Raw genomic sequence first — 18,598 nt, 5'->3', positions numbered from 1 at the left:
ACAAAGAAACGGCTTGCTTGTCCCCTAGGGGAAGCAGCCGTTTCTTCAAGTAAACCCTCTCTCCTGTTCCAGCTTAAGCAGAGACTATTGCAGATCAAGCTGCGGTACCCAGTTCCGAATTCCATTATCCTCGAGTATGCCGAGCGTCACATCCGAAATATGCGGGTCTGCAAGCAGCTTGTCCCTTACCTTGAACTTAATGTCATCGGCATCGGCGAGCGTCATTCCCCGTTTCAGCTCGATAAGTCCTTCGACGTGATAATAACGCCCTTCCTGCAGAATCCGCATCTGATAAATATCCGTCACCCACGGGTCATCAAAAATAATCTTCGCCACCCGCTCCTCAATCTCCGGCGGTGCAGCCACACCGATCAACCCGACCATGTTGTCGTAGCCTACACGGAAGGCCACCCCGATCATCATGAAGGCAATCAGAATACTGCTCACACCATCCAGCAGCTTGAAATTGGTAAAAGCGGTAACCAGAATGGCAATCATGGCGAGCAGGCCGCCGCTTGTTGCGACCAGATCCTCATAGTAGACAAGCCGGGTAGGCGGGGCGGCTCTTTTCACATTTTTGAGGGAAGCCGTGAACTTGCCCAGCCCTTTGGCCTCAACCCGTGATTCATGCAGCACCTCATTCATCGCCTTAACCCAGACGAATCCGTCTGCCGCGATCGACAGCACAAGTACCAGCACATTGATCCAGTAGCCTTGCGAATCCGTAGCCGGATGCTTCAGCAGATGGAAACCTTCATGCATTGTCTCGTACGCCATGATGGTCACGACAATTACGGCCACCATACAGAATAGGTTAATCACCCGGCCGAAACCGTCCGGGAAGCGGCGTGTCGGTCTTTTCTCAGCCAGCACACTGCCTGTAAATACAAACATCTGATTCACAGCGTCGGCAATCGAATGCATCATTGTGGCAAACATTGAACCGCTGCCTGTCAGTGCAAAAGCGATTCCCTTAACGATGGCAATCCCTGTATTGCCGATAGCAGCCGAGCCTGAGGATTTATTGCCCTTCTTGATTAAGCTTCTTATGCTTTCGTTTGTCTGCTCCATTATCCGGCAGCCTCCTTAAGCTCATATACCGAAATCCGGCAGACGCCTCCGCAGCTGATTTCGTACGGCTCCCGCCGTGGTCTATGTATCTATTTACCCCATGCGGCAATTTTCTATCAGCTGCGGTGAGTTGGAGGTTGAATTACTGGAATCCCGATTTAACCCATAGCTTCGAAATATCCAGAAATCCGAAAGAGCCGGTCTGCAGTCCGAACAGGTTTTGGCTAAGCTGCGCTTTTTTGTTCATATGGCAGCCATAGAGCACCCAGCAGTTGTCGCGCAATTGGTCTTCTGCCAGATCCAGCAGCTCCGCCCGCTTTTCAGCAGGCAGTCGGGAGAAATGCTCCAGTACCCGCTGCAGCGCCAGTTTCTGACGATCCAGCAGCAGATCATGCAGATAGTTCGACTCATTGCGGAAATAATTGATCATCCCCCACTGCCAGTCATCCTCCAGCACCTCTTCGGCAATCAGCAAGTCAGCATAGCCCATGATATCTGCGAGATCGTATTCGGTCAAAGGATGCAGCTGGAGCTTAAGTCCGATCCTCCCGCCGCGTTCCTGCAGCCATATAGCCTCCTCCTGATCCTCCTTCCGGCTCCGGCAGGCAATCGTCAGCACTTCTCCACCGTAGCCGCCAGCCTGAAGCAGCGCTTTTGCTTCCTCAAGCAATGGCTCTCTGAACTCCTGCTGATTACTCTTCCAGGGTAAAAAGCTGTCCGCCGGCATAATCCGGTTGCCCCCGAGCTCCCGGATCATGGCCGGCTGATTGTACAATATCCGTAACGCTTGCCGTACAGCCTGCTGATGGTGAAGTCCTTCTCTTCTAAAGTTAAACAGGATATAGCGGCAGCCCAAGGCCGGGTAATCAATGCTATGGCCCTGCTCTTCCCCGGCAGGAAGCGGGTTGTGCCCGGCATCCGTAAGCTGATACTGGCGGACACTCGATCCCAAATGCGGTAAATACCAGATTTCTACCCGGTCCAGCAGTGGGCGGATTCCGTAATAGAGGTCGTATGCACCGAGCACCAGTACATCCTCATTTAGATCCAGTACCTGATATGGCCCCGTCCCTACCGGATTAGCGGCGAAATCCACATCATAAGGCAGAATAGACATATAGATTGAACTGAACAGATGCAGAAAAAAGGTATTGGGCTGCACGAGGTCAAACCGGATTCGATAATCACTTTCCAGCTCGACATGACAGATATCCTTAAAATGGCTGATCGCCGGACTATTCAGATCGGTCAGACGCTGCAAGGTCTCTTTGACATCCCGTGAAGTCATCCCCCGTCCGTGGTGAAACCTTACCCCCTTACGCAAATAGAACAGGTAACTTGTACTGTCCGGATTGGCCTCCCAAGTATGCGCCAGCCCAGGCAGAAAGCTGCCATTCTCTGCATCATAGGTAATTAATGTACTGCAAATATGCCCCAGCAAATAGGTTTCAAAAGCTGTGTACACCATCGCCGGGTCCAGCTTCTCCATCGGGCGGTTACGGGAAATCCGCAGCACCTCCTGCCCGGATGTGGAGTCCGGCTCACTCCAGAAGCCCATTTGTTTGTCGAGTACTGCCAGCAGGCGTTCCTTAAGCGGCTCGTTCACCTGATATTGGCCAATTAACTCGATCGCCGGTTTAATCCGGCCTTTATGGACCATGTCCTGAAACTTCTCCTCCAGCACCTCGTCCACACTGCGCAGGAACGTCAGCTGCGAATAATTCCCTCTGCCTCTGCCGGGTATCCATGTGATCAATTGCTGTTCCTCAAGCTTCCGCAGAATAAACTTTACATTGCGCGGCGTGCAGCACAGGATGCCGGTTAGTTGCTCAATAGTGACCGGAATGGGCTGCTGTATACTGAAAGCCGGGTCTAAAGCTGCGGCCAAACAGAGATAATTCATGCTGCTATTGTCCATATATCCAGGCTCCTTTAAAGGTGAAAAGTCACATGAAATTCTTACACTTTTATTTCATCCTTTTATCTATACAATTATACTTAATTCAGCATCAAGAAGCATTCGCCAAATTCAATCACCCGATTAGGAGACATCTGATTCTATGAAACAGCATCTGCGGCACATTCATCCTCTGGCTTGGACCATTATCATCGGAACGATGTTTGGCCGGCTGGTCACCTCCATGAGTATCCCTTTTCTATCGATTTACCTGACACAAGTCCTGGGCGCTACTGCCACCCAAACAGGATTTACGGTAGCCGTCAGCTCTCTGGCAGGTGTTCTGATCAGCTTCTACGGCGGTTACATATCTGACGTGATCGGCCGCAAAATCGTTATGCTGGTCTCCGTGTTCGGCTGGGCCTGCGTATTCTTCGGCTTCTCAGCCGCGCAGCATTTATGGGTCTTTTTCCTCGTCAATACGCTAAATGGGCTATGCCGTGCAGTATTCGAACCGACCTCGCGGGCTTTACTCTCGGATATTACACCTCCGGATCACAAGCTGCTGGTCTTCAATCTGCGGTATGCAGCGGTCAATCTGGGTGTGGTATTCGGGCCGATCATTGGCCTGCAGCTGGGCTCAGCCAAATCCACATTCCCGTTCATGATCGCCGGGATCGTCTATATCGCCTATGGACTTGTACTGTTCCTGCAATTCTCTGTACACCGTGCCAGCCTGCCGGTTCATGGCGAAGCCCGTACACCGAAGCTGCTTGAAGCGCTGTCCACCACCGGAAGGGATAAGGTCTTCCTGCCCGTTCTGCTCGGTACGATCTTCTGCGTGCTGGGATATGGGCACTTCAGTTCAACACTGGCGCAATATCTGGCGAACAACCCCCATTTCAGTAATGGCAAACAGCTCTTCTCCTACATGCTGTCTCTGAATGCGGTAACGGTGCTGATTGTGCAGTATCCGATCGTCCGTACAGCCAGCAAATTCCCGCCGGTCATTCCTCTGATCCTGGGTAATAGCTGCGTTGCTCTCAGTCTGCTGCTGTTTGGCATGCCTGGCGGAGTCGCGCTCATTATGTTCAGTGTCGTGCTGTTCACAGTCGGGGAAGTCCTGCTCTTCACGATGATGGATATGCTGATAGACCGGATTGCCCGTCCGGAGTGGAAAGGTACTTATTTCGGCACCATCGGCTTCAATAACCTTGGCAATGTAATGGCGCCTATTCTGGGAGGCCTGCTGCTCGATCAATTCGGTACGGCGAATGGTCCGGCCGTATTCGTGCCGCTGGCTTTGACTACCGCGCTGGGTCTGCCTTTCCTGATTACGGCGCACAAAAGGCTCCGGAGCAGAGAGCTTGCCGAAGCTGGCAATAAGGCTAACTTAAGTGCCTAAGACATGACTAATCCCCAGACCCCGCTGAGAAGCTTAGGTCTGGGGATTATTTTGACTACCTGTCTCTATAACACTAACATGCTACCATAAATTCACTCGCGAGCTATTGCTTAACAACCACTCACTATTAATAAGTTAACATAATATTAATTATGTTACCATTTCACAACAATATCAATCTCAACAATACATTTTATTCCATATACGCACCTGACTGCCAATGTATTCCCGAAGCTCTGCCGGTTCCATAATTTCAGCTTGGACGAGCAAGGGCAGCACCTTCTCACACGCAGTCTCATAGTCGTACATATTCGCAGTGATGATCTGGAATTCACCCTCTGGTTCCGTATTCATAACTTCTAACCTCTTACTGATCCCCTGATTATGCACTGGCGTGCGGATGACTACGGGGTAGATTTCCCGTGCTTTGCTGGCATTAATGAAGGCAAGCTCTCCTTCCTTCCAGTATTCCTGCAGGGAGAAGTGTTCAGGGATAGTATAGGTTCCCTCTATTAACGACACCGCGGCAAACCGCTCGCATTTAAACGTACGAACAGCCTCCGCGCCCTCGCAATAAGCGGCCAGATACCATTCGCCCTGCTTGACAACAAGTCCATAGGGATGCAGCTTCCGGCAGGAGAGATCTCCATTCATTTTGCGGTACTTCGTCTCAATTCGTCTGCCTCGCCACACCGCAGTGCGCAGCGCCTCCAGATATGGCACTACCGCCCGATCACTCCACCACGGTGTATCATCGAACAGAAAACGGCTCTGCGCGGTACGGATATCCTCCTGATAAGGAGCGGGCAAGCTTGCTTCGAGCTTCAGCAGAGCATTTTGGAGCAGAATACCGGTCTCGCCCGAACCGCCTGCTGGCATCCCCATCCCTGTCAAAAACAGCTGAACCACCTCTTCGCCATGCAGCCGCCGCAGATTCACCGTATAGCCCTCCATCAATGAAATTCCGCCGTTCGGCCCGGTTGTGGTAACGAGAGGAATGCCCGATTCAGCCAGGACATCAATATCTCTGTAAATGGAGCGGACGGACGTTTCGAGGGCCTCTGCCAGAGCAGCTGCCTTCATCCTGCCCCTGGATTCAACCAATAAAAGAATTGCAATCAAGCGGTGCAGCCGCATCATATCCCTCCTTTTTCTACATTTCAAAGACGCATCATTTCACAACTCTATTCTTGCCACTCTGTTGTCAACAATAGGACGTTATGATGAATGTATCAAATCTAAGGAGCTGCTGTAAATGAATATTGGCATATTGGGAACAGGTTTTGGAGCATATCATGCATCGATCTTGAAGCAACTGGAGTCTACAGACCGTGTGGTCGTCTTCGGACGAAATGAAGCCAAGCTGCTGAAGCTGAAGGAAGAGCTTGGGGTAGAGATCACATTGTCTATAGAAGATATAATGTCTGATCCCGGGTTGGATGTAATAGATATCTGTCTGCCTTCTGCGCTTCATAAGACTTATGCTGTGGAGGCACTGAGACGCGGGAAGCATGTATTTTGCGAAACGCCGGTTGCCCTGGAGCCGGAAGATGCACGGGAGATGCTCTTGGCTGAACAGCAATACGGCCGGAGAATTCTGGTCAATCAATTCATCAAATTCGATTATGCCTATGAGTACTTATATAAGGCAGTTCAAGAGCTTACATACGGCAAATTGCTGCAAGTCACCTTGCGCCGGGAAACGGCACCGCTATGGGGGGACCTGGGCCTCTCCAAGATCGCAGCTAATCTGATGATTCATGATCTGGATTTCATCGAATGGCTGCTGGATTCACCTGCACCTTCTGCGGTCTGGGGTACCTCTGGAGCTAAAGACGGTGAAGCATTGGTGCATGCTTCCTTCCTTCAATCTGAGGTGAGCGCACAGCTGATTGTCTCTTCTCAGATGCCGGAGTCTTATCCTTTTACCGTCGGTTATGAAGCTTATTTCGATCAGGCGAAGCTGGTGTTCCACGAGGTCGGTTATGCGAACGGGGATATAGAGGCCAGCTTAACCGCATATACGTCTATAGGCAAAGAGAGTATTCCATTGCCTCCTAACAATCCTTATGAAAAAAGCTTACGCCATGCACTCCAATGTCTGCAGGACGGTACGGACTCCATCCTTTCTCTGCAGCATGCGCTGAGGTCACTGGAAATGGCATCAAAATTGACGGAAGAGCTCCGTTAATTAATCGCAATAAATACTGTTTATTTCTGTAGCTGGTTGTGGTAATATCATCCTTTTTCTATCTATTTGTGGATAGGTACATATTTAATTTGCAGGCGAGTGAGGTAGCTAAGTGGAGTAATTGGGGAAGGCTTTCCTATTATGAATTTTTCATATGTTGAAATAGTATAATATATAAGGGGACGGTCTGTTATTTTTAGAGATAAATACAGTTTGTTAGTTAACATAATTATATTTATGTTACCCTAAATAGAGTTGAATGCTATATCTTCCCAAAATCAATGCAGCGGCAGCTCTTTGCACAGGATCAATTCCCTTAGCTGCCGCTCTTTTACAGAAACTGTATCATTCCAGCCCCTGCCGTTTGCTTGTAGCCAATCTAACTCACTGTCATTGCACGCGCGAATCCTTCGAGCTTATTCATCGATAATCCAGCTCCAGCTTCATTCCCTTTCCCCTTGACCATCCGCAGAACCCATTTGTCCAGTGCTGAAATTCTCTCCGGATAAATCTCATCGCCCAGGATTTCCTTGGCAAGTGCCTTCTTGTACAGAACCTCCGGATAAGCTTGCTGAAGCTCCTGCTCCGCTTTCTCCCCTGTCATCCCTGCACAGATGAACAACCCGAGCCGCTTACCCGACAGCTCCTGTACGTTTTTGGAAGTGAATGCCGCCATTTCTTTACGGATTGTACCGTAGTAGATGGAACCGCCCAGAATCACCGTGTCATAGGCAGCCAGCGCCGGCACTTTGGCATACTTTAGATTCACAGCCTCAGCCTCTCCAAGCCTCGATTTCAACAGAAATGCCGCTTTCTCGGTACATCCATACTTGCCTGCATATAAAATCAGTGTTCTATTACTCATATTATCCGCCGCTCCTTATCTATGGTAAATGGGTTTGAAGACTATCCCGGTTCCTGTACATTGCTTAATACAAGGTATAAACAAACAATAGCACCTAAATTAAACGCAGGAAACGCTATCAGCTCTACTGTAGATACACTTACTCCCGCCCTCAGCATCCCAATGATCATGGCAGTGATGGAGGTTAGCAGGGCCGCAGCTTTTACTATGACTACAGAAGCAAGCAGATAACCATAAGGCCGTCTGCGAATGAGCAGTACCCCGGTAATTGAAGATAGCGGAACAACAATGGCTAAATCGAGTGCCTGAATCACCAATGTGCTGTAATGCTCCAATCCTTCAGGTGCTATCCCTTGGCGATAAGAACCAGCGAGCCTGCCCAGCCATAACAACATGATCATTAATGAGGTGAAAAGCAGGAATACACCTATGCTTTGTGCCGGTAAACTTGGTCTAAAGAAACGTTCTACCTTCTCCTTCTCTAATGACAGCAGGGTCAGAATACATGCAAATAAGCTGGATGAGAACAATATTACATAGATTAGAAACAGGTTATTGTACATAGACAGGAAGCTGTAAGACGCATAAGTATATGTAAAATATCCTAAGGCTCCAGCTAACAGCAGCCGCCCTCTGACCCGCCCTCTGATGCTCATAACAAGTGAAACGAGCAGCAAAGGAACCCCCAGTACCAGTGTAACTCCATCCTGGGCTTTGGCCTGGGCAACGACGGAAATTGAATCATTTTTATAGATTCCACTACCATATAATTCGACCTTCTCACCCCGGATTGAGGTAAATGATTCAGAACTCCCTCTCTCCCCCGGTCCGTGACCTGACAGTATTCCGTACCCCGACGCGGCTATCGCAAGGATAATAATTAATCCCGTTAAAATGCCAACTGACCGTCTATACCCCATCGCCTTCTACCCCTTAGCCGAATAATCGTAAAAACTCATTCCCGACTCCCTGCAATAAGCAGCATTACCTCGATATGCCGGGCAATCAGCGCCTCCTTCTGCTCCTCCGGCAGATTCTTCTCGACGCTCAGCCTCATGATCAGTCCAAATGCCGCACTCCAGATCACTTGGGCAGTAAGTTCAATTTCCTCCTCTTTGCGGGCTGCCATCCCTCTGAATTGGCGTAGAGTCCTGCAGAGCATGCTGATCGCATTACGCTCCAGTGCAGCCCCTTTATGCAGTACTGCAGTATGTTTAAGTACAGCAGGCGAATCATTAAGCATCACATTCCGGTACTGTGATCCTTCCGCGGTGGTCATCCGGATAAACTGTGACAGCGACTGGCTTAAGTTATCCTCAGCCGATACTTCACTCCGCACAGTGTCTGATCCGGCTGTTAGCCCGCCCATCAACTTCATGTACCCCTGCTGAAGAAGCTGCTCCACTATATCCTCTTTTCCCTGAAAATAGTGATAAATGATCCCGGCGGAATACTCCATCCGTTCAGCAATCTTGCGGATAGACAGCTGCTCAATCCCCTTCTCGGCCACTAGTTCACCAGCCGTTGTCAGAATTAAATTGCGCATCGCTTTCCGTTCCTGCTCTTGTCTCTCTTCTTTGCCCATGATTGTAAGACTCCTTTAACAAGGTGTTATTTAATTTAACACTGTAATGTTTTTAAACACTGTTCAATACAGATTATATGCACCGGGATACCTTAAAAGATGTGACTATTTTTACATTTTGAGAAATTCCCCAATTGCATGTGCAGAAAAAGCCTGGGACAGCCCCCGGAGGGCATCCCAAGCTTTGCTTTAAGTTCACTTTTAGTTCTCTTTTTAAGTTCTCTTTTCACTTCAATTCCGCTTTAGCTGACCAAACGCAGCAGTTAGTTAACATAATCATAGTTATGTTAACTAACTGCTGCTGTCTTGCGTTTTTTCTCCCGGAAGATCAATTTAAACAACGGCGGAACCGCAAAAAAGATGAAAAACGTCCGGAATAACTGATAGCCCGCCACCGTTGGCAAATACGCCCCTACCTCATGCGCGATCAGACTCATCTGATCCATCCCTCCGGGAGCAAGACTGAGAAACGCAGTTGCTGATGATACCGAATCCAGATAAGCGAACAGCAGACTCAGGCCATACGCCCCTGCTATCAGCACTGCCCCGCTGCATACAGCCAGCGATAGTGTCAGCAGTTTATTGTTCAGCTTACGCGGATCGAGCAGCAGTCCGACATATACCCCAATCATCAGCTGCGCGGCATTGATCAGAACATCCGGAAGCGTGGGCCCCTGAAGACCGCTGATCTGCAGAATAGCCGTAATAATAGCCGGACCGAGGAGATACGCGGTGGGAAATTTAATCTTTTGGCCTACAATTCCGCATACCGTACAAGCCACGCCAAAATAAAAGATATTCGGGAATAGCGCTCCCCACCCGGCCGCAGTTTCAACCAGAAGAGATGTACTCTCTCCCCCGCCAGCATGGCTGGCAAACAAGGGACTGTAGATCAGCAGCGGCACACAGATAATAATCATCATCAGCCGGACCACCTGAATGACGGTTACAACCGTAAGATTGATATCCTCCGACTCTTCGGCCAGCACCAGCATCTGGGTTAAGCCGCCGGGGATACTTCCCAGCAGGATGGTCTTGTAGTTGGTCCCCGACACCTTAGATACAATTACCGCAATTCCGGCGCAGAACAGCAGCAGAAGTGTAGTCATAAGCAGCATAGAGGGCAGCTGATAAGCTATTTGATTCAGTGCAGAACCGATCAACGAGAGTCCAATTGTATAGCCGACAATAATCATCCCGGTATTCCGTATTTGTCCGGGCCAGATATATACTTGCTTACTTAGATTGGAACCGGTCAGCACAGCGATCATAGGGCCGAGCAGCCAAGGCAGCGGCAGATGCAGCAGCATAAAGATCCCCCCGCCAGCCAAAGCGGTAATCAGGGTAATCAGAACATATAGCGGTTTACGCCGGGTCACAGATAGGGTTGACATCAACAATCCTCTTTTCCAGCCCATTCAGCTTGGTTCATATTGGAGAGTATAGATGTGATTCAGTCCGGTAAGGGTCTCACCGGTAATCACCAGCTCTTCTACAACGTTAACAGGCCGGCCTGCAGCCTGCAAGAACTTATCCGCTTTGGCAAAATAAAACCGGCCGGGCAGTCCCAGCGCTTTGGTGCTGTAATGCATAGGAATGGCAACTGCCGGCTGCAGCTGCTTCACCACTGCCGCTGCTCCAGTACCATCCAGCGTCATTCTTCCGCCGACAGGAATCATCAACACATCAACCTCCCCTATCTGCTCCACTTGCCCTGGGGTCAGAATATGGCCGAGGTCACCGGCATGACAAATCCGCAGTCCGTCGACGGTGAAGACAAAGACCGTATTGCTGCCTTTTTTGGCCCCTTCAACATTATCATGATAAGTGGGCACCCCATGAATCTCCACTCCTTTTACACTGAAATGCCCTGGGTTATTAATTAGTTCGTAGTCGCCTTCAGCGATATGAACCTGATTGTGATCCTTATGATCATGGGTGACTGCCAGTATATCCGCCCTAACCCGGGGCATCCGGTAGCCTAGGAATTTCCCGTACGGATCAATCAGAATTACCGTCCCCTGCTCAGATGTTAGCTGAAATGCGGAGTGTCCAAACCAGTGTATTCTCATTTAATCTCCTCCATAATTGAATAGTGCTATTAAATTGTGCATTTATTTGCACATTTTAAATCAAAAAAAGCATGTGTTTGGAGAACGGCCACGGAATCTCAGCCGTCACTCCACCAAATCAGCAACCGTATAGGATTTCAGCACATGCTCAACCTGGAAACGGATATCCGTCATAATCTGATCGAAGGACTGGCGGACCTTCTGTCCAAACAAATGATTGCCGGTAGTGTCCAGCATGCCGTCCAGCATAGGTACATCATCATGCATGGACAGGTATACCTCTGCCAGGGTAATATCTCCGGGTTGTTTAGCCAGCATATAGCCTCCGCCCCGGCCTTGACGTACCTCAATATAACCGGCTTCAGTAAGCCGGGACAGGATCTTGCGCAGCGCTGTCGGCTCGCAGCGGATCTGTTCAGCAATCTCCCTGCTTGAGTACTGCTCCTTAGCTGAAGCGAGCACGACTAACGCCTGCAATCCATAACCAAATCGTTTGAGCTCTGCCATGGGAAGTACTAACTCCTTCACTGCTACTAATATGTGCAAATCATAGCACACTTAATATCTGCATACAACCTTATTAACCGGCTAATCAATACTAGCTATCTTCCATTCACCTTGCTTGTTTTTGAGCAGAGAGATCTCATTAGCTCCATCAACAATATATCCCTCTGAAGTCATCCGGGTATAGCTGACGATGAAGGCAGCCCGTTTGGCCCCTTCCATAGGAATGCCCCGGACGGTCAATTCGGAGAAATGATAGACATTCTTATGATCCAGAAAAAACTGCAGAGCTTCATTAAGCTGCGGTGAGTACAGAGTAGAGTCGAATTTCTCCTTATCCCCTGCCGCCCAGGCTTCAAGACAGTCCATCGTTTCCTGCAGCGCCTGCTTTTTCCCGGGATCACTTCCTACATCCGGCGCTGTTAAGAACACACCCGGAGTGATGGGCGGTTGCTTCTTCATATATTCAACAGCTCTAAGCATATCAATGAACACAGGAAGCAAAGTTGTACGTTGTTCATCCTGTATATGGATTTCCGCCCTGTAAGCCTGATCTTTCGCCGTGAATTTGAATGCTTCGGCCGTCTGGCTTCCTTTTACTTTGCTTTCTTCTACTTTGCTTCCGAGGTATTCCTTATATTTCAGCAGCACCAGATCATTGCCTGGCCCAAATTCTCCATCACCAGCTGCCGTATCCGCTCCATCAAGTTTAATTAAAGTAATATAATTCTGTTTATCCGGTGTGCCCCAGGCAGTCCTTCCGTCCTGTTCAAACCGCACCATCGTTTCGGGCATGAACAGCCCCAAAGGCAAAATCTGATCTGCCGAGAATGAAGCTTGTACAACCTCTCCCTTAATCACATATCCTCTGCCGCTCTCGCTATAATCCAGTACTGCCGGAATCAGCGCGACTGATTTGATCGCAGGCGGTTCTGTTTGAATTACTGCCGGGGTAGCAGGGGCTGGAGATGGAGTAACGGATACTGCAGCTGTCGTTGCGGACGGCTGTGCCATCCCCCCGGCACCGGACGAATTAATCTCTGCCCCGTTGCCGCAGCCTGTGCTGAGCGCTAATACCATTGTAATGCAGCCCGCTCCGAGTGCACTTTTACACATGGACATTTGTGATCACCTCATTTACCAGACGCTGGAAGCGCCTTAAAGTTGCGCGCCATTCTGGGAATTGTATGTGATGAACCAGTGAATTCATCCATGTTAAGGCATTCCGCATTTATTTCTTAATCCTATTAGTATTTAATGTGCTGAAGTATTGGCTGGGGTTGCCTTGCCGGGAGTTGAACCTCTCCTGGAACTCCCCTCCTGTATAGGAACCGATCACCCGGTGCCAGAAGTTACGCGCAGGCGTATTCGCACGGATCTGCGAGACCTTCCAGTCGCCGGGGAACATATCGAACAGCCGGTGTGCAGCCCAGGTTCCTACGCCGCTGCGGCGGTATTTCTGCATCACAAAAAACTCCGTCATATAGAACTGTCCCTCCGGATCACGCAGTAGCCGGTCTACAAGCGCAAAGCCGGCAATATTGCCGTCTACCGTGAATAAGTAGGCAAACTTGTTTAGACCGCTGTTCCAGTAGGCCTCCAGCCCGGGATAAGACGGAAACAATCCATCACGGTCCACCTGCAGCTCCAGGTACCGCGTAAAATCATACAAATAGAACTGCATTAATCTGCTTATAATCTGCTTCTGCTCTTTAGGAACCAGCTCGATTCCAAGTTCCATCAGGTTCACCTCTGCCGTTTGATAACACTAACTTAGACACATTTACCATACAAGGTTATGTGTCTAAGCTTATGTTTATAAGTTTACCCATTTTAGCTATTCATCTTATCATTAGTTAAATTGTGCAATTTTTCGTTTCATTTCCTCAACATTTCATAGGCACTCAAATGATTTTTTTATGCTCGAGAATGAAAAATGTTATAAATCTTGAGAAGCAAGGTCTTATCTAAATAGCCTGATCAGCTCATAAATTTGTCTTCAACTACACTTACTATTTTACTTCTTCTTATATTAACAAACAAATACACCTTGTAAAACTGTTTGCCAATGTATCGATTTTAATTCTGATGAGTTCCGTTCTAAGTACATGATCTTTGCTTTAGACACAATTAATTTCTAAATATTATCTTTAAATAATTTATATTTACAATTAGATTGTCTATATGAAATATTATCTTACCGTCTCAATGTCATACAGGAGTCAGGGAAGCATTTTGAATTAGCAGCATCAAAATAATTTCAGCATTTATTAATCATGGTACCAGCAATTATGTTGCATTGAATATTGTCTGATTTTCTATAAATTAAGTGGTGTTACATATATCTGCGAATTAATAATTAGACCATCATGCAACATAATTGTTGTTATGTGGCATTATAATTTTAGAGTGATTTTGCTGTGAAATAGATATATAGAAGAGATTCATAAGCAAAGATACCTATTTCATATTACAAGTCATCTTGTAATTTAGATTTATTAGGTGCCATCATTTCAAATGAGACCATAACCATTACTCTCCATTGACCGCGCGCGGTTATTCCCATGAAGCAGCTTCAACTCCTTATCGGTAATCGTAGGTTTTCAACTACATTTCCATATAAACATTGGGTTTTATGCTAATTCAAGCTACTCCTTATCGGTAAACTGTAGGCTGCACAAGGCTTTATTGCTGTTTAGGGTACAGAATTCCACACATATGTGGAAAATAAAGCAGAAGCGAGATTAGCATTCCCATATGTGGCAATGGGTTTACCGATACGGAGTACCATAAGGAGTTGATGGAGTATGTATGCGATGAATCGAGATACATTATCGAAAATTGAGGAAAGAAGCTATGCTACGTATACGTTTATGCGTAATCTAGTAGCGCAAAATAGCCAGTATTTATGGCATCGAAATCATTATCGTGCATGAGATGGCGGATTTATACATAATATTCGATATTTATGCAGTATTTATGCATTATAATGTATATTCATTCAATAAATACACATAAGAAAAAACCCTTAATTTATAAGGGTTCTTGTAATTTAAAATACGCATCGAATGAATAACTATAATCGCAGAGTCGAAGTGTTATATAGGCGTATTTACACGCTTTCACCTGTATCAGTTTCTGTACTTACTTTTGCTTTTGGTCTTGTCCCTGAAGTTTTTATTCTCGGTTTAATTTTCGATATAGAATCTTCTCTTGCATTTTCCATTTGATATATGGCTAAAAATTTATGCCCTTCTTTCGATGTCTGAATTCTTTCCCAAGCCGCATTCGCCACTTTTACTTTCTCTAATAATCCGTATGGTAAATATTTCGGTGCAATTCTAAGAAAAATAGTGAGTCTCTCTGTTCCCTTACTGCTTGGACTGTTGTTGACCCCTATACTTAATTTCTCTGAATATTGAATGAAAAATTGTAAGGCACTAATCTCTTCTTGTTTATCTGACAAATTTTCGGGTAATTTGAACCTTATCCTCATCAGTGTCTCTTTCAATTCGTCATAATCCCAATCACCAATCATAACTTTCTGTTTCTGCTGCTCCTTTGCCTTTTCTAATTCAACCTTCAACTCTGCATTTTCCTTTAACAGGGCCACATTGTCTTTTAATGTCTCTTCTGAATTGCCCACTTGATCAGCCTTAACCCATCCAATCAAGCTATCGTCTGATTCAAACTCCTTCAGAGATTCCATTGTTGCTAATTTGATGTCCTTTAAGTCTTCATAGAATTTAGAAATATTCCCTAACACTTCAGTCTTAAAGGCTTGATACTCTTTATAGTGTTCATATTCCCTATTATTCGGATCTACTTTTGTCTTCTCAAGCAATTTATCATCTGTTATCACAATCGCAAATCTACGCTTTCCTAATTCGCCAGCATAATCATATTCCCAGTGTGTATAGCTCTTTCCCGTCTCTTCATCAATACTTCCATATCTCCCACCCAGGATAAGCATGTACACATCAGATTCCTGTATCCAACGTTGTATAGTCACCTTTTGGGACTTGTCACCAGACTTAAACAGCTCCATACCAGCAGGAATATGACCAGCATTAAGAACCGCTGAGACAGCCGCTTGTCGTTCCTCAATCATATCTGTGTATGTTGACGATATAAAAACCTGGAGCTTCTTCTTCATGTACATTCTCCTTATGTATATTTCTCCAGATAATTATACAATATGTTACAGGGTTCATCATACAAATATAATAAATGTATCCATAAAAAAAGACCATCACCATTAATCAGTGACAGCCTTCCAGTTTCATCAATCCAATGATTCCCTTCAACTCAATCCAGTTATTCCCCTTCGTCTTTACATACAATTTGCCATTTAGCAGCCTTCCCGTTCTATAACGCTTCACTATATCCCTTCCCCTCTTGTCGTTTATCAACTACATCAGATGTAATAGGCCAAACAGACACATATCTGGATTTTTCACATGCCGCTCATATATCTGTTTAGGACTTACTATGTATTATTTGATTCTTCTAATATGTATAGGCTTGATTTTCTCGACCAGCAAATGACTGAGCGCTAACACAGGATCAATCTCATGCCAGTATAAAAACTCGGATAGCGATAGGCTGTAATCCAGTTGCTTCTGACTTCTGAGCTTCTTGAGTATGTTACCTACCTCGCGTCTATCTCTAGGCTGATTACAATCCAATCCAATTGTATACTCCATAAACCCATTCATTTCACTTTGAGTATCTAACACTGTTTCCATTTCATCCATAATCATAAAGGCTGATTGATTGATATTAATAGCTAAAGCAACTTGTCGTATAGTAATCTGTTTCCATCGTTGTTATCTCCCTTTTGGTTGTAGTTTGGTGGATTGGACACATGGGCATGACTAAATAGAGGAATATGGTGACATTCCTATTTTTAAATGGTATTATTAAATTGTTCGTTTAACGTACAATTATCCTAAAGACAATATATCATATGTCCGTTTAACGCACAAGCACTAAATAATAAAATTGGGGGAATATAAATGTTTAAAGAAGATAATGAGAACAATTATATTTTGTATTGTAAGCTTGGCGAACTACTTGAAAAGTACGATATATCTACAAACAAACTATCAGAAGACATAGGCCACCGAAGATCAACGATTATTGACCTCTTACATAACAAGGATATGGAAAACAAACGCATTCCAGCTTCATTGATAGTAAAGTTGTGCAAATACTTTGATATTACTCCGAATGATCTATTTGAAATAAAGGAAATTGACTATATTACCAATGAATCACCAAACGAATAGTACATACTGGAATACCATTCATAGCTTACACAACTTGTTGTAATTAATGACCAATGGTCCGAGGTTCAACCTTACATACACAAAGAAAAAGCCCTAGAGAATTGTCTCAGAGCTTGTGTTTATTCAAATTTCTTGAATCGACAAGGTGCTAATTGCTACATTTTTTATTAATAAGTCGCAACTATCTTCAGCAGGATTAATAATATAATCTCCTTTTCTAGTGATTGTCACGAGTCTACCAGCTACATTTTGACCATTAATAAGATTAGCAGTTAACAAATACTTCTTGTTGAAAAAAGTTTGTATCCATAGTTCTGATATTTTCTTGGACATTGAAAATAAGAAATATAAGCCAAAAGAAATTAGGATAATTGAAAAAAAACAGCCAATTAATATTTCCATATTAAAATTAAAACCATAAATAGTTATAGAAACATACAATATTCCACCAAGAAAAATTTCAAGAGAGATCCAATACACAATTGCCGTAATAGCTTTTATAAATTCATTCAGACTTTTATTTTGACTTACAATAAGAAATACTGGAGACATTACAATTATAGGAATTAGAATAAAATAATTTTTATTATTTACAGTTCCTAAAGATAACAAATAAATACATGTTAGTATTAAGAATAGACTTAAAATAAAGAACAGATTAATTCCAATGAACCTACTTTTTCTTACTTGATTATGTATTTTCTCAATATTACTTATATTTTGTTCTGTAATCAGTGTAAGAAACCTTGTTGTAGTAACTATAGTTTTACTATCCATAAATCCTCACCTCATCAACTATAGGATATTCTATGTAATTAATTATTCGGTTTCTTCCTGTAGCCTTTGAACATGAATTTTTTGTGTTAACAGCTCTTTCTTTGCCATTGTCTTAAACACATTAGTTTCTTTAGTTGAAGGTGTATCTCCTAATAAGTACAAATCATCACTTGTCGGATAGTATACATACCATTTCTCAGAAGTATCATTCTCTTGGATATAAAAGTAATCCCCACTTTCCATATTTCTCTTTTTTTCAAACTGTGTAAGCGAAAATTTCATTCCACCCATTATTACAATACTATAAACGAAGAAAATCATTACAAACACCAAGAAGACAGCAAATAGTTCAGAATTGTTGCTATATTTAATCCCCCCATTAATTAAAAGTGGAGCAAATAGCAAGGGGATAAAAAGCGTAGCAGATAATATAAATACAGATAATAATATCAGAAATGTTATAGCATGAATTTTCTTATTACTTGTTATCCTCTCTATAAGACTTTTTTCAGAAATGCTTGTGTTAATCAAAATCATACTAGAAATAACCAATATGTATGAAAAGACATTCGGTAACACAATCATAATTTTTTTAGGAATTTCAAAATATGTGTTGGAGTACAACCCATAAAAGCAATAAAGCAAGAATCCGATAACTGCCATGTAGATTATTGACTGTATTATAAACCTAAATAACTTTACCAGCATTCTCTTCTCTTTTGTTAGCAATGTCCTTTCAAAATTTGATGAAGTTAGTGTAGTAATAGGCTGTATTTTTTTCACTACTGGAATTAGAGCTGCTAGAAAAGCAATTAAACCGCCCCAACTTAATGTTTTTATGGATAATCCCGCTAACTGCTCCCACACTTATCTATCACTTCCTTCCAAACAACCTTTTCAAAGCTTCCAATGATTCCTCTTTATAGTAAGTTGCTAATAC

Annotated in this window: 17 protein-coding genes; 3 read left to right on the top strand and 14 right to left on the bottom strand. The window is 44.8% G+C overall.

From position 1 onward, the window contains the following. Positions 1-84: 84 nt before the first annotated feature. Together NSU14_RS12725 and NSU14_RS12720 are read right to left on the bottom strand one after the other, a co-directional pair. Positions 85-1,071, bottom strand: a complete 987-nt coding sequence (locus tag NSU14_RS12725) for a cation diffusion facilitator family transporter (protein ID WP_340945137.1) — start codon at positions 1,069-1,071, stop codon at positions 85-87. Positions 1,072-1,213: 142 nt separating this feature from the next. Further along, positions 1,214-2,989: an ABC transporter substrate-binding protein gene (locus NSU14_RS12720; protein WP_340945134.1), complete on the bottom strand. Its 1,776-nt coding sequence runs from the start codon at positions 2,987-2,989 to the stop codon at positions 1,214-1,216. A 142-nt stretch (positions 2,990-3,131) separates the two neighbouring features. On the opposite strand from NSU14_RS12720, the gene NSU14_RS12715 reads away from it, so the two are divergent. Next, entirely contained in the window at positions 3,132-4,373 is a 1,242-nt protein-coding gene (locus NSU14_RS12715) for an MDR family MFS transporter (protein WP_340945131.1), read from the top strand. Positions 4,374-4,553: 180 nt separating this feature from the next. On the opposite strand, the gene NSU14_RS12710 is transcribed toward NSU14_RS12715, so the two are convergent. Next, positions 4,554-5,510: a helix-turn-helix transcriptional regulator gene (locus NSU14_RS12710; protein WP_340948933.1), complete on the bottom strand. Its 957-nt coding sequence runs from the start codon at positions 5,508-5,510 to the stop codon at positions 4,554-4,556. Between the two features lie 118 nt (positions 5,511-5,628). Between NSU14_RS12710 and NSU14_RS12705 the strand changes: the two genes are divergently transcribed. Beyond that, complete coding sequence (locus tag NSU14_RS12705; protein WP_042137774.1) at positions 5,629-6,564, top strand: Gfo/Idh/MocA family protein; 936 nt, start codon at positions 5,629-5,631, stop codon at positions 6,562-6,564. A 379-nt stretch (positions 6,565-6,943) separates the two neighbouring features. On the opposite strand, the gene NSU14_RS12700 is transcribed toward NSU14_RS12705, so the two are convergent. The 9 genes from NSU14_RS12700 to NSU14_RS12660 form a co-directional block, all read right to left on the bottom strand. Then, positions 6,944-7,429 (bottom strand): flavodoxin domain-containing protein, encoded by a 486-nt coding sequence (locus NSU14_RS12700; protein ID WP_340945127.1) that lies wholly within the window; start codon positions 7,427-7,429, stop codon positions 6,944-6,946. Positions 7,430-7,470: 41 nt separating this feature from the next. Beyond that, entirely contained in the window at positions 7,471-8,349 is an 879-nt protein-coding gene (locus NSU14_RS12695; RefSeq protein WP_340945125.1) for a hypothetical protein, read from the bottom strand. 35 nt (positions 8,350-8,384) lie between these two features. Continuing rightward, positions 8,385-9,014 (bottom strand): TetR/AcrR family transcriptional regulator, encoded by a 630-nt coding sequence (locus tag NSU14_RS12690; RefSeq protein ID WP_340945123.1) that lies wholly within the window; start codon positions 9,012-9,014, stop codon positions 8,385-8,387. Positions 9,015-9,301: 287 nt separating this feature from the next. Further along, entirely contained in the window at positions 9,302-10,408 is a 1,107-nt protein-coding gene (locus tag NSU14_RS12685; protein WP_340945120.1) for an AbrB family transcriptional regulator, read from the bottom strand. A 24-nt stretch (positions 10,409-10,432) separates the two neighbouring features. Continuing rightward, positions 10,433-11,086 carry an MBL fold metallo-hydrolase gene (locus NSU14_RS12680; RefSeq protein ID WP_340945118.1) on the bottom strand — a complete coding sequence of 218 codons (654 nt, stop codon included), beginning with the start codon at positions 11,084-11,086 and terminating at the stop codon, positions 10,433-10,435. A 105-nt stretch (positions 11,087-11,191) separates the two neighbouring features. Then, entirely contained in the window at positions 11,192-11,593 is a 402-nt protein-coding gene (locus NSU14_RS12675; protein WP_076243033.1) for an RrF2 family transcriptional regulator, read from the bottom strand. A gap of 81 nt (positions 11,594-11,674) precedes the next feature. Beyond that, on the bottom strand, positions 11,675-12,706 hold the full coding sequence (locus NSU14_RS12670) for a hypothetical protein (RefSeq protein ID WP_340945112.1): 1,032 nt from the start codon (positions 12,704-12,706) through the stop codon (positions 11,675-11,677). A gap of 115 nt (positions 12,707-12,821) precedes the next feature. Further along, positions 12,822-13,331, bottom strand: coding sequence for a GNAT family N-acetyltransferase (locus NSU14_RS12665; protein ID WP_039299018.1), 510 nt, complete (start codon positions 13,329-13,331; stop codon positions 12,822-12,824). 1,371 nt (positions 13,332-14,702) lie between these two features. Then, positions 14,703-15,746, bottom strand: a complete 1,044-nt coding sequence (locus tag NSU14_RS12660) for a DUF4062 domain-containing protein (protein WP_340945109.1) — start codon at positions 15,744-15,746, stop codon at positions 14,703-14,705. 862 nt (positions 15,747-16,608) lie between these two features. On the opposite strand from NSU14_RS12660, the gene NSU14_RS12655 reads away from it, so the two are divergent. Continuing rightward, positions 16,609-16,881 carry a helix-turn-helix domain-containing protein gene (locus tag NSU14_RS12655; RefSeq protein ID WP_336101476.1) on the top strand — a complete coding sequence of 91 codons (273 nt, stop codon included), beginning with the start codon at positions 16,609-16,611 and terminating at the stop codon, positions 16,879-16,881. Between the two features lie 123 nt (positions 16,882-17,004). On the opposite strand, the gene NSU14_RS12650 is transcribed toward NSU14_RS12655, so the two are convergent. Both NSU14_RS12650 and NSU14_RS12645 read right to left on the bottom strand, forming a co-directional pair. After that, a complete protein-coding gene (locus NSU14_RS12650) occupies positions 17,005-17,658 on the bottom strand; it encodes a hypothetical protein (protein ID WP_340945107.1) in 654 nt (217 codons plus the stop codon). Between the two features lie 42 nt (positions 17,659-17,700). Further along, on the bottom strand, positions 17,701-18,525 hold the full coding sequence (locus NSU14_RS12645; protein ID WP_340945106.1) for a hypothetical protein: 825 nt from the start codon (positions 18,523-18,525) through the stop codon (positions 17,701-17,703). Positions 18,526-18,598: the final 73 nt, after the last annotated feature.

The sequence above is a fragment of the Paenibacillus sp. FSL R10-2771 genome (assembly GCF_038000205.1).
Taxonomy (GTDB): Bacteria; Bacillota; Bacilli; order Paenibacillales; family Paenibacillaceae; genus Paenibacillus_AQ; species Paenibacillus_AQ phytohabitans.
This window is presented reverse-complemented; position numbering and strand designations above follow the sequence as displayed.

What these genes read in the sequence shown, in the direction of transcription:
- NSU14_RS12725 (WP_340945137.1), bottom strand. Translation starts at nt 1,071, where the DNA reads ATGGAGCAGACAAACGAAAGCATAAGAAGCTTAATCAAGAAGGGCAAT.
- NSU14_RS12720 (WP_340945134.1), bottom strand. Translation starts at nt 2,989, where the DNA reads ATGGACAATAGCAGCATGAATTATCTCTGTTTGGCCGCAGCTTTAGAC.
- NSU14_RS12715 (WP_340945131.1), top strand. Translation starts at nt 3,132, where the DNA reads ATGAAACAGCATCTGCGGCACATTCATCCTCTGGCTTGGACCATTATC.
- NSU14_RS12710 (WP_340948933.1), bottom strand. Translation starts at nt 5,510, where the DNA reads ATGCGGCTGCACCGCTTGATTGCAATTCTTTTATTGGTTGAATCCAGG.
- NSU14_RS12705 (WP_042137774.1), top strand. Translation starts at nt 5,629, where the DNA reads ATGAATATTGGCATATTGGGAACAGGTTTTGGAGCATATCATGCATCG.
- NSU14_RS12700 (WP_340945127.1), bottom strand. Translation starts at nt 7,429, where the DNA reads ATGAGTAATAGAACACTGATTTTATATGCAGGCAAGTATGGATGTACC.
- NSU14_RS12695 (WP_340945125.1), bottom strand. Translation starts at nt 8,349, where the DNA reads ATGGGGTATAGACGGTCAGTTGGCATTTTAACGGGATTAATTATTATC.
- NSU14_RS12690 (WP_340945123.1), bottom strand. Translation starts at nt 9,014, where the DNA reads ATGGGCAAAGAAGAGAGACAAGAGCAGGAACGGAAAGCGATGCGCAAT.
- NSU14_RS12685 (WP_340945120.1), bottom strand. Translation starts at nt 10,408, where the DNA reads ATGTCAACCCTATCTGTGACCCGGCGTAAACCGCTATATGTTCTGATT.
- NSU14_RS12680 (WP_340945118.1), bottom strand. Translation starts at nt 11,086, where the DNA reads ATGAGAATACACTGGTTTGGACACTCCGCATTTCAGCTAACATCTGAG.
- NSU14_RS12675 (WP_076243033.1), bottom strand. Translation starts at nt 11,593, where the DNA reads ATGGCAGAGCTCAAACGATTTGGTTATGGATTGCAGGCGTTAGTCGTG.
- NSU14_RS12670 (WP_340945112.1), bottom strand. Translation starts at nt 12,706, where the DNA reads ATGTGTAAAAGTGCACTCGGAGCGGGCTGCATTACAATGGTATTAGCG.
- NSU14_RS12665 (WP_039299018.1), bottom strand. Translation starts at nt 13,331, where the DNA reads ATGGAACTTGGAATCGAGCTGGTTCCTAAAGAGCAGAAGCAGATTATA.
- NSU14_RS12660 (WP_340945109.1), bottom strand. Translation starts at nt 15,746, where the DNA reads ATGAAGAAGAAGCTCCAGGTTTTTATATCGTCAACATACACAGATATG.
- NSU14_RS12655 (WP_336101476.1), top strand. Translation starts at nt 16,609, where the DNA reads ATGTTTAAAGAAGATAATGAGAACAATTATATTTTGTATTGTAAGCTT.
- NSU14_RS12650 (WP_340945107.1), bottom strand. Translation starts at nt 17,658, where the DNA reads ATGGATAGTAAAACTATAGTTACTACAACAAGGTTTCTTACACTGATT.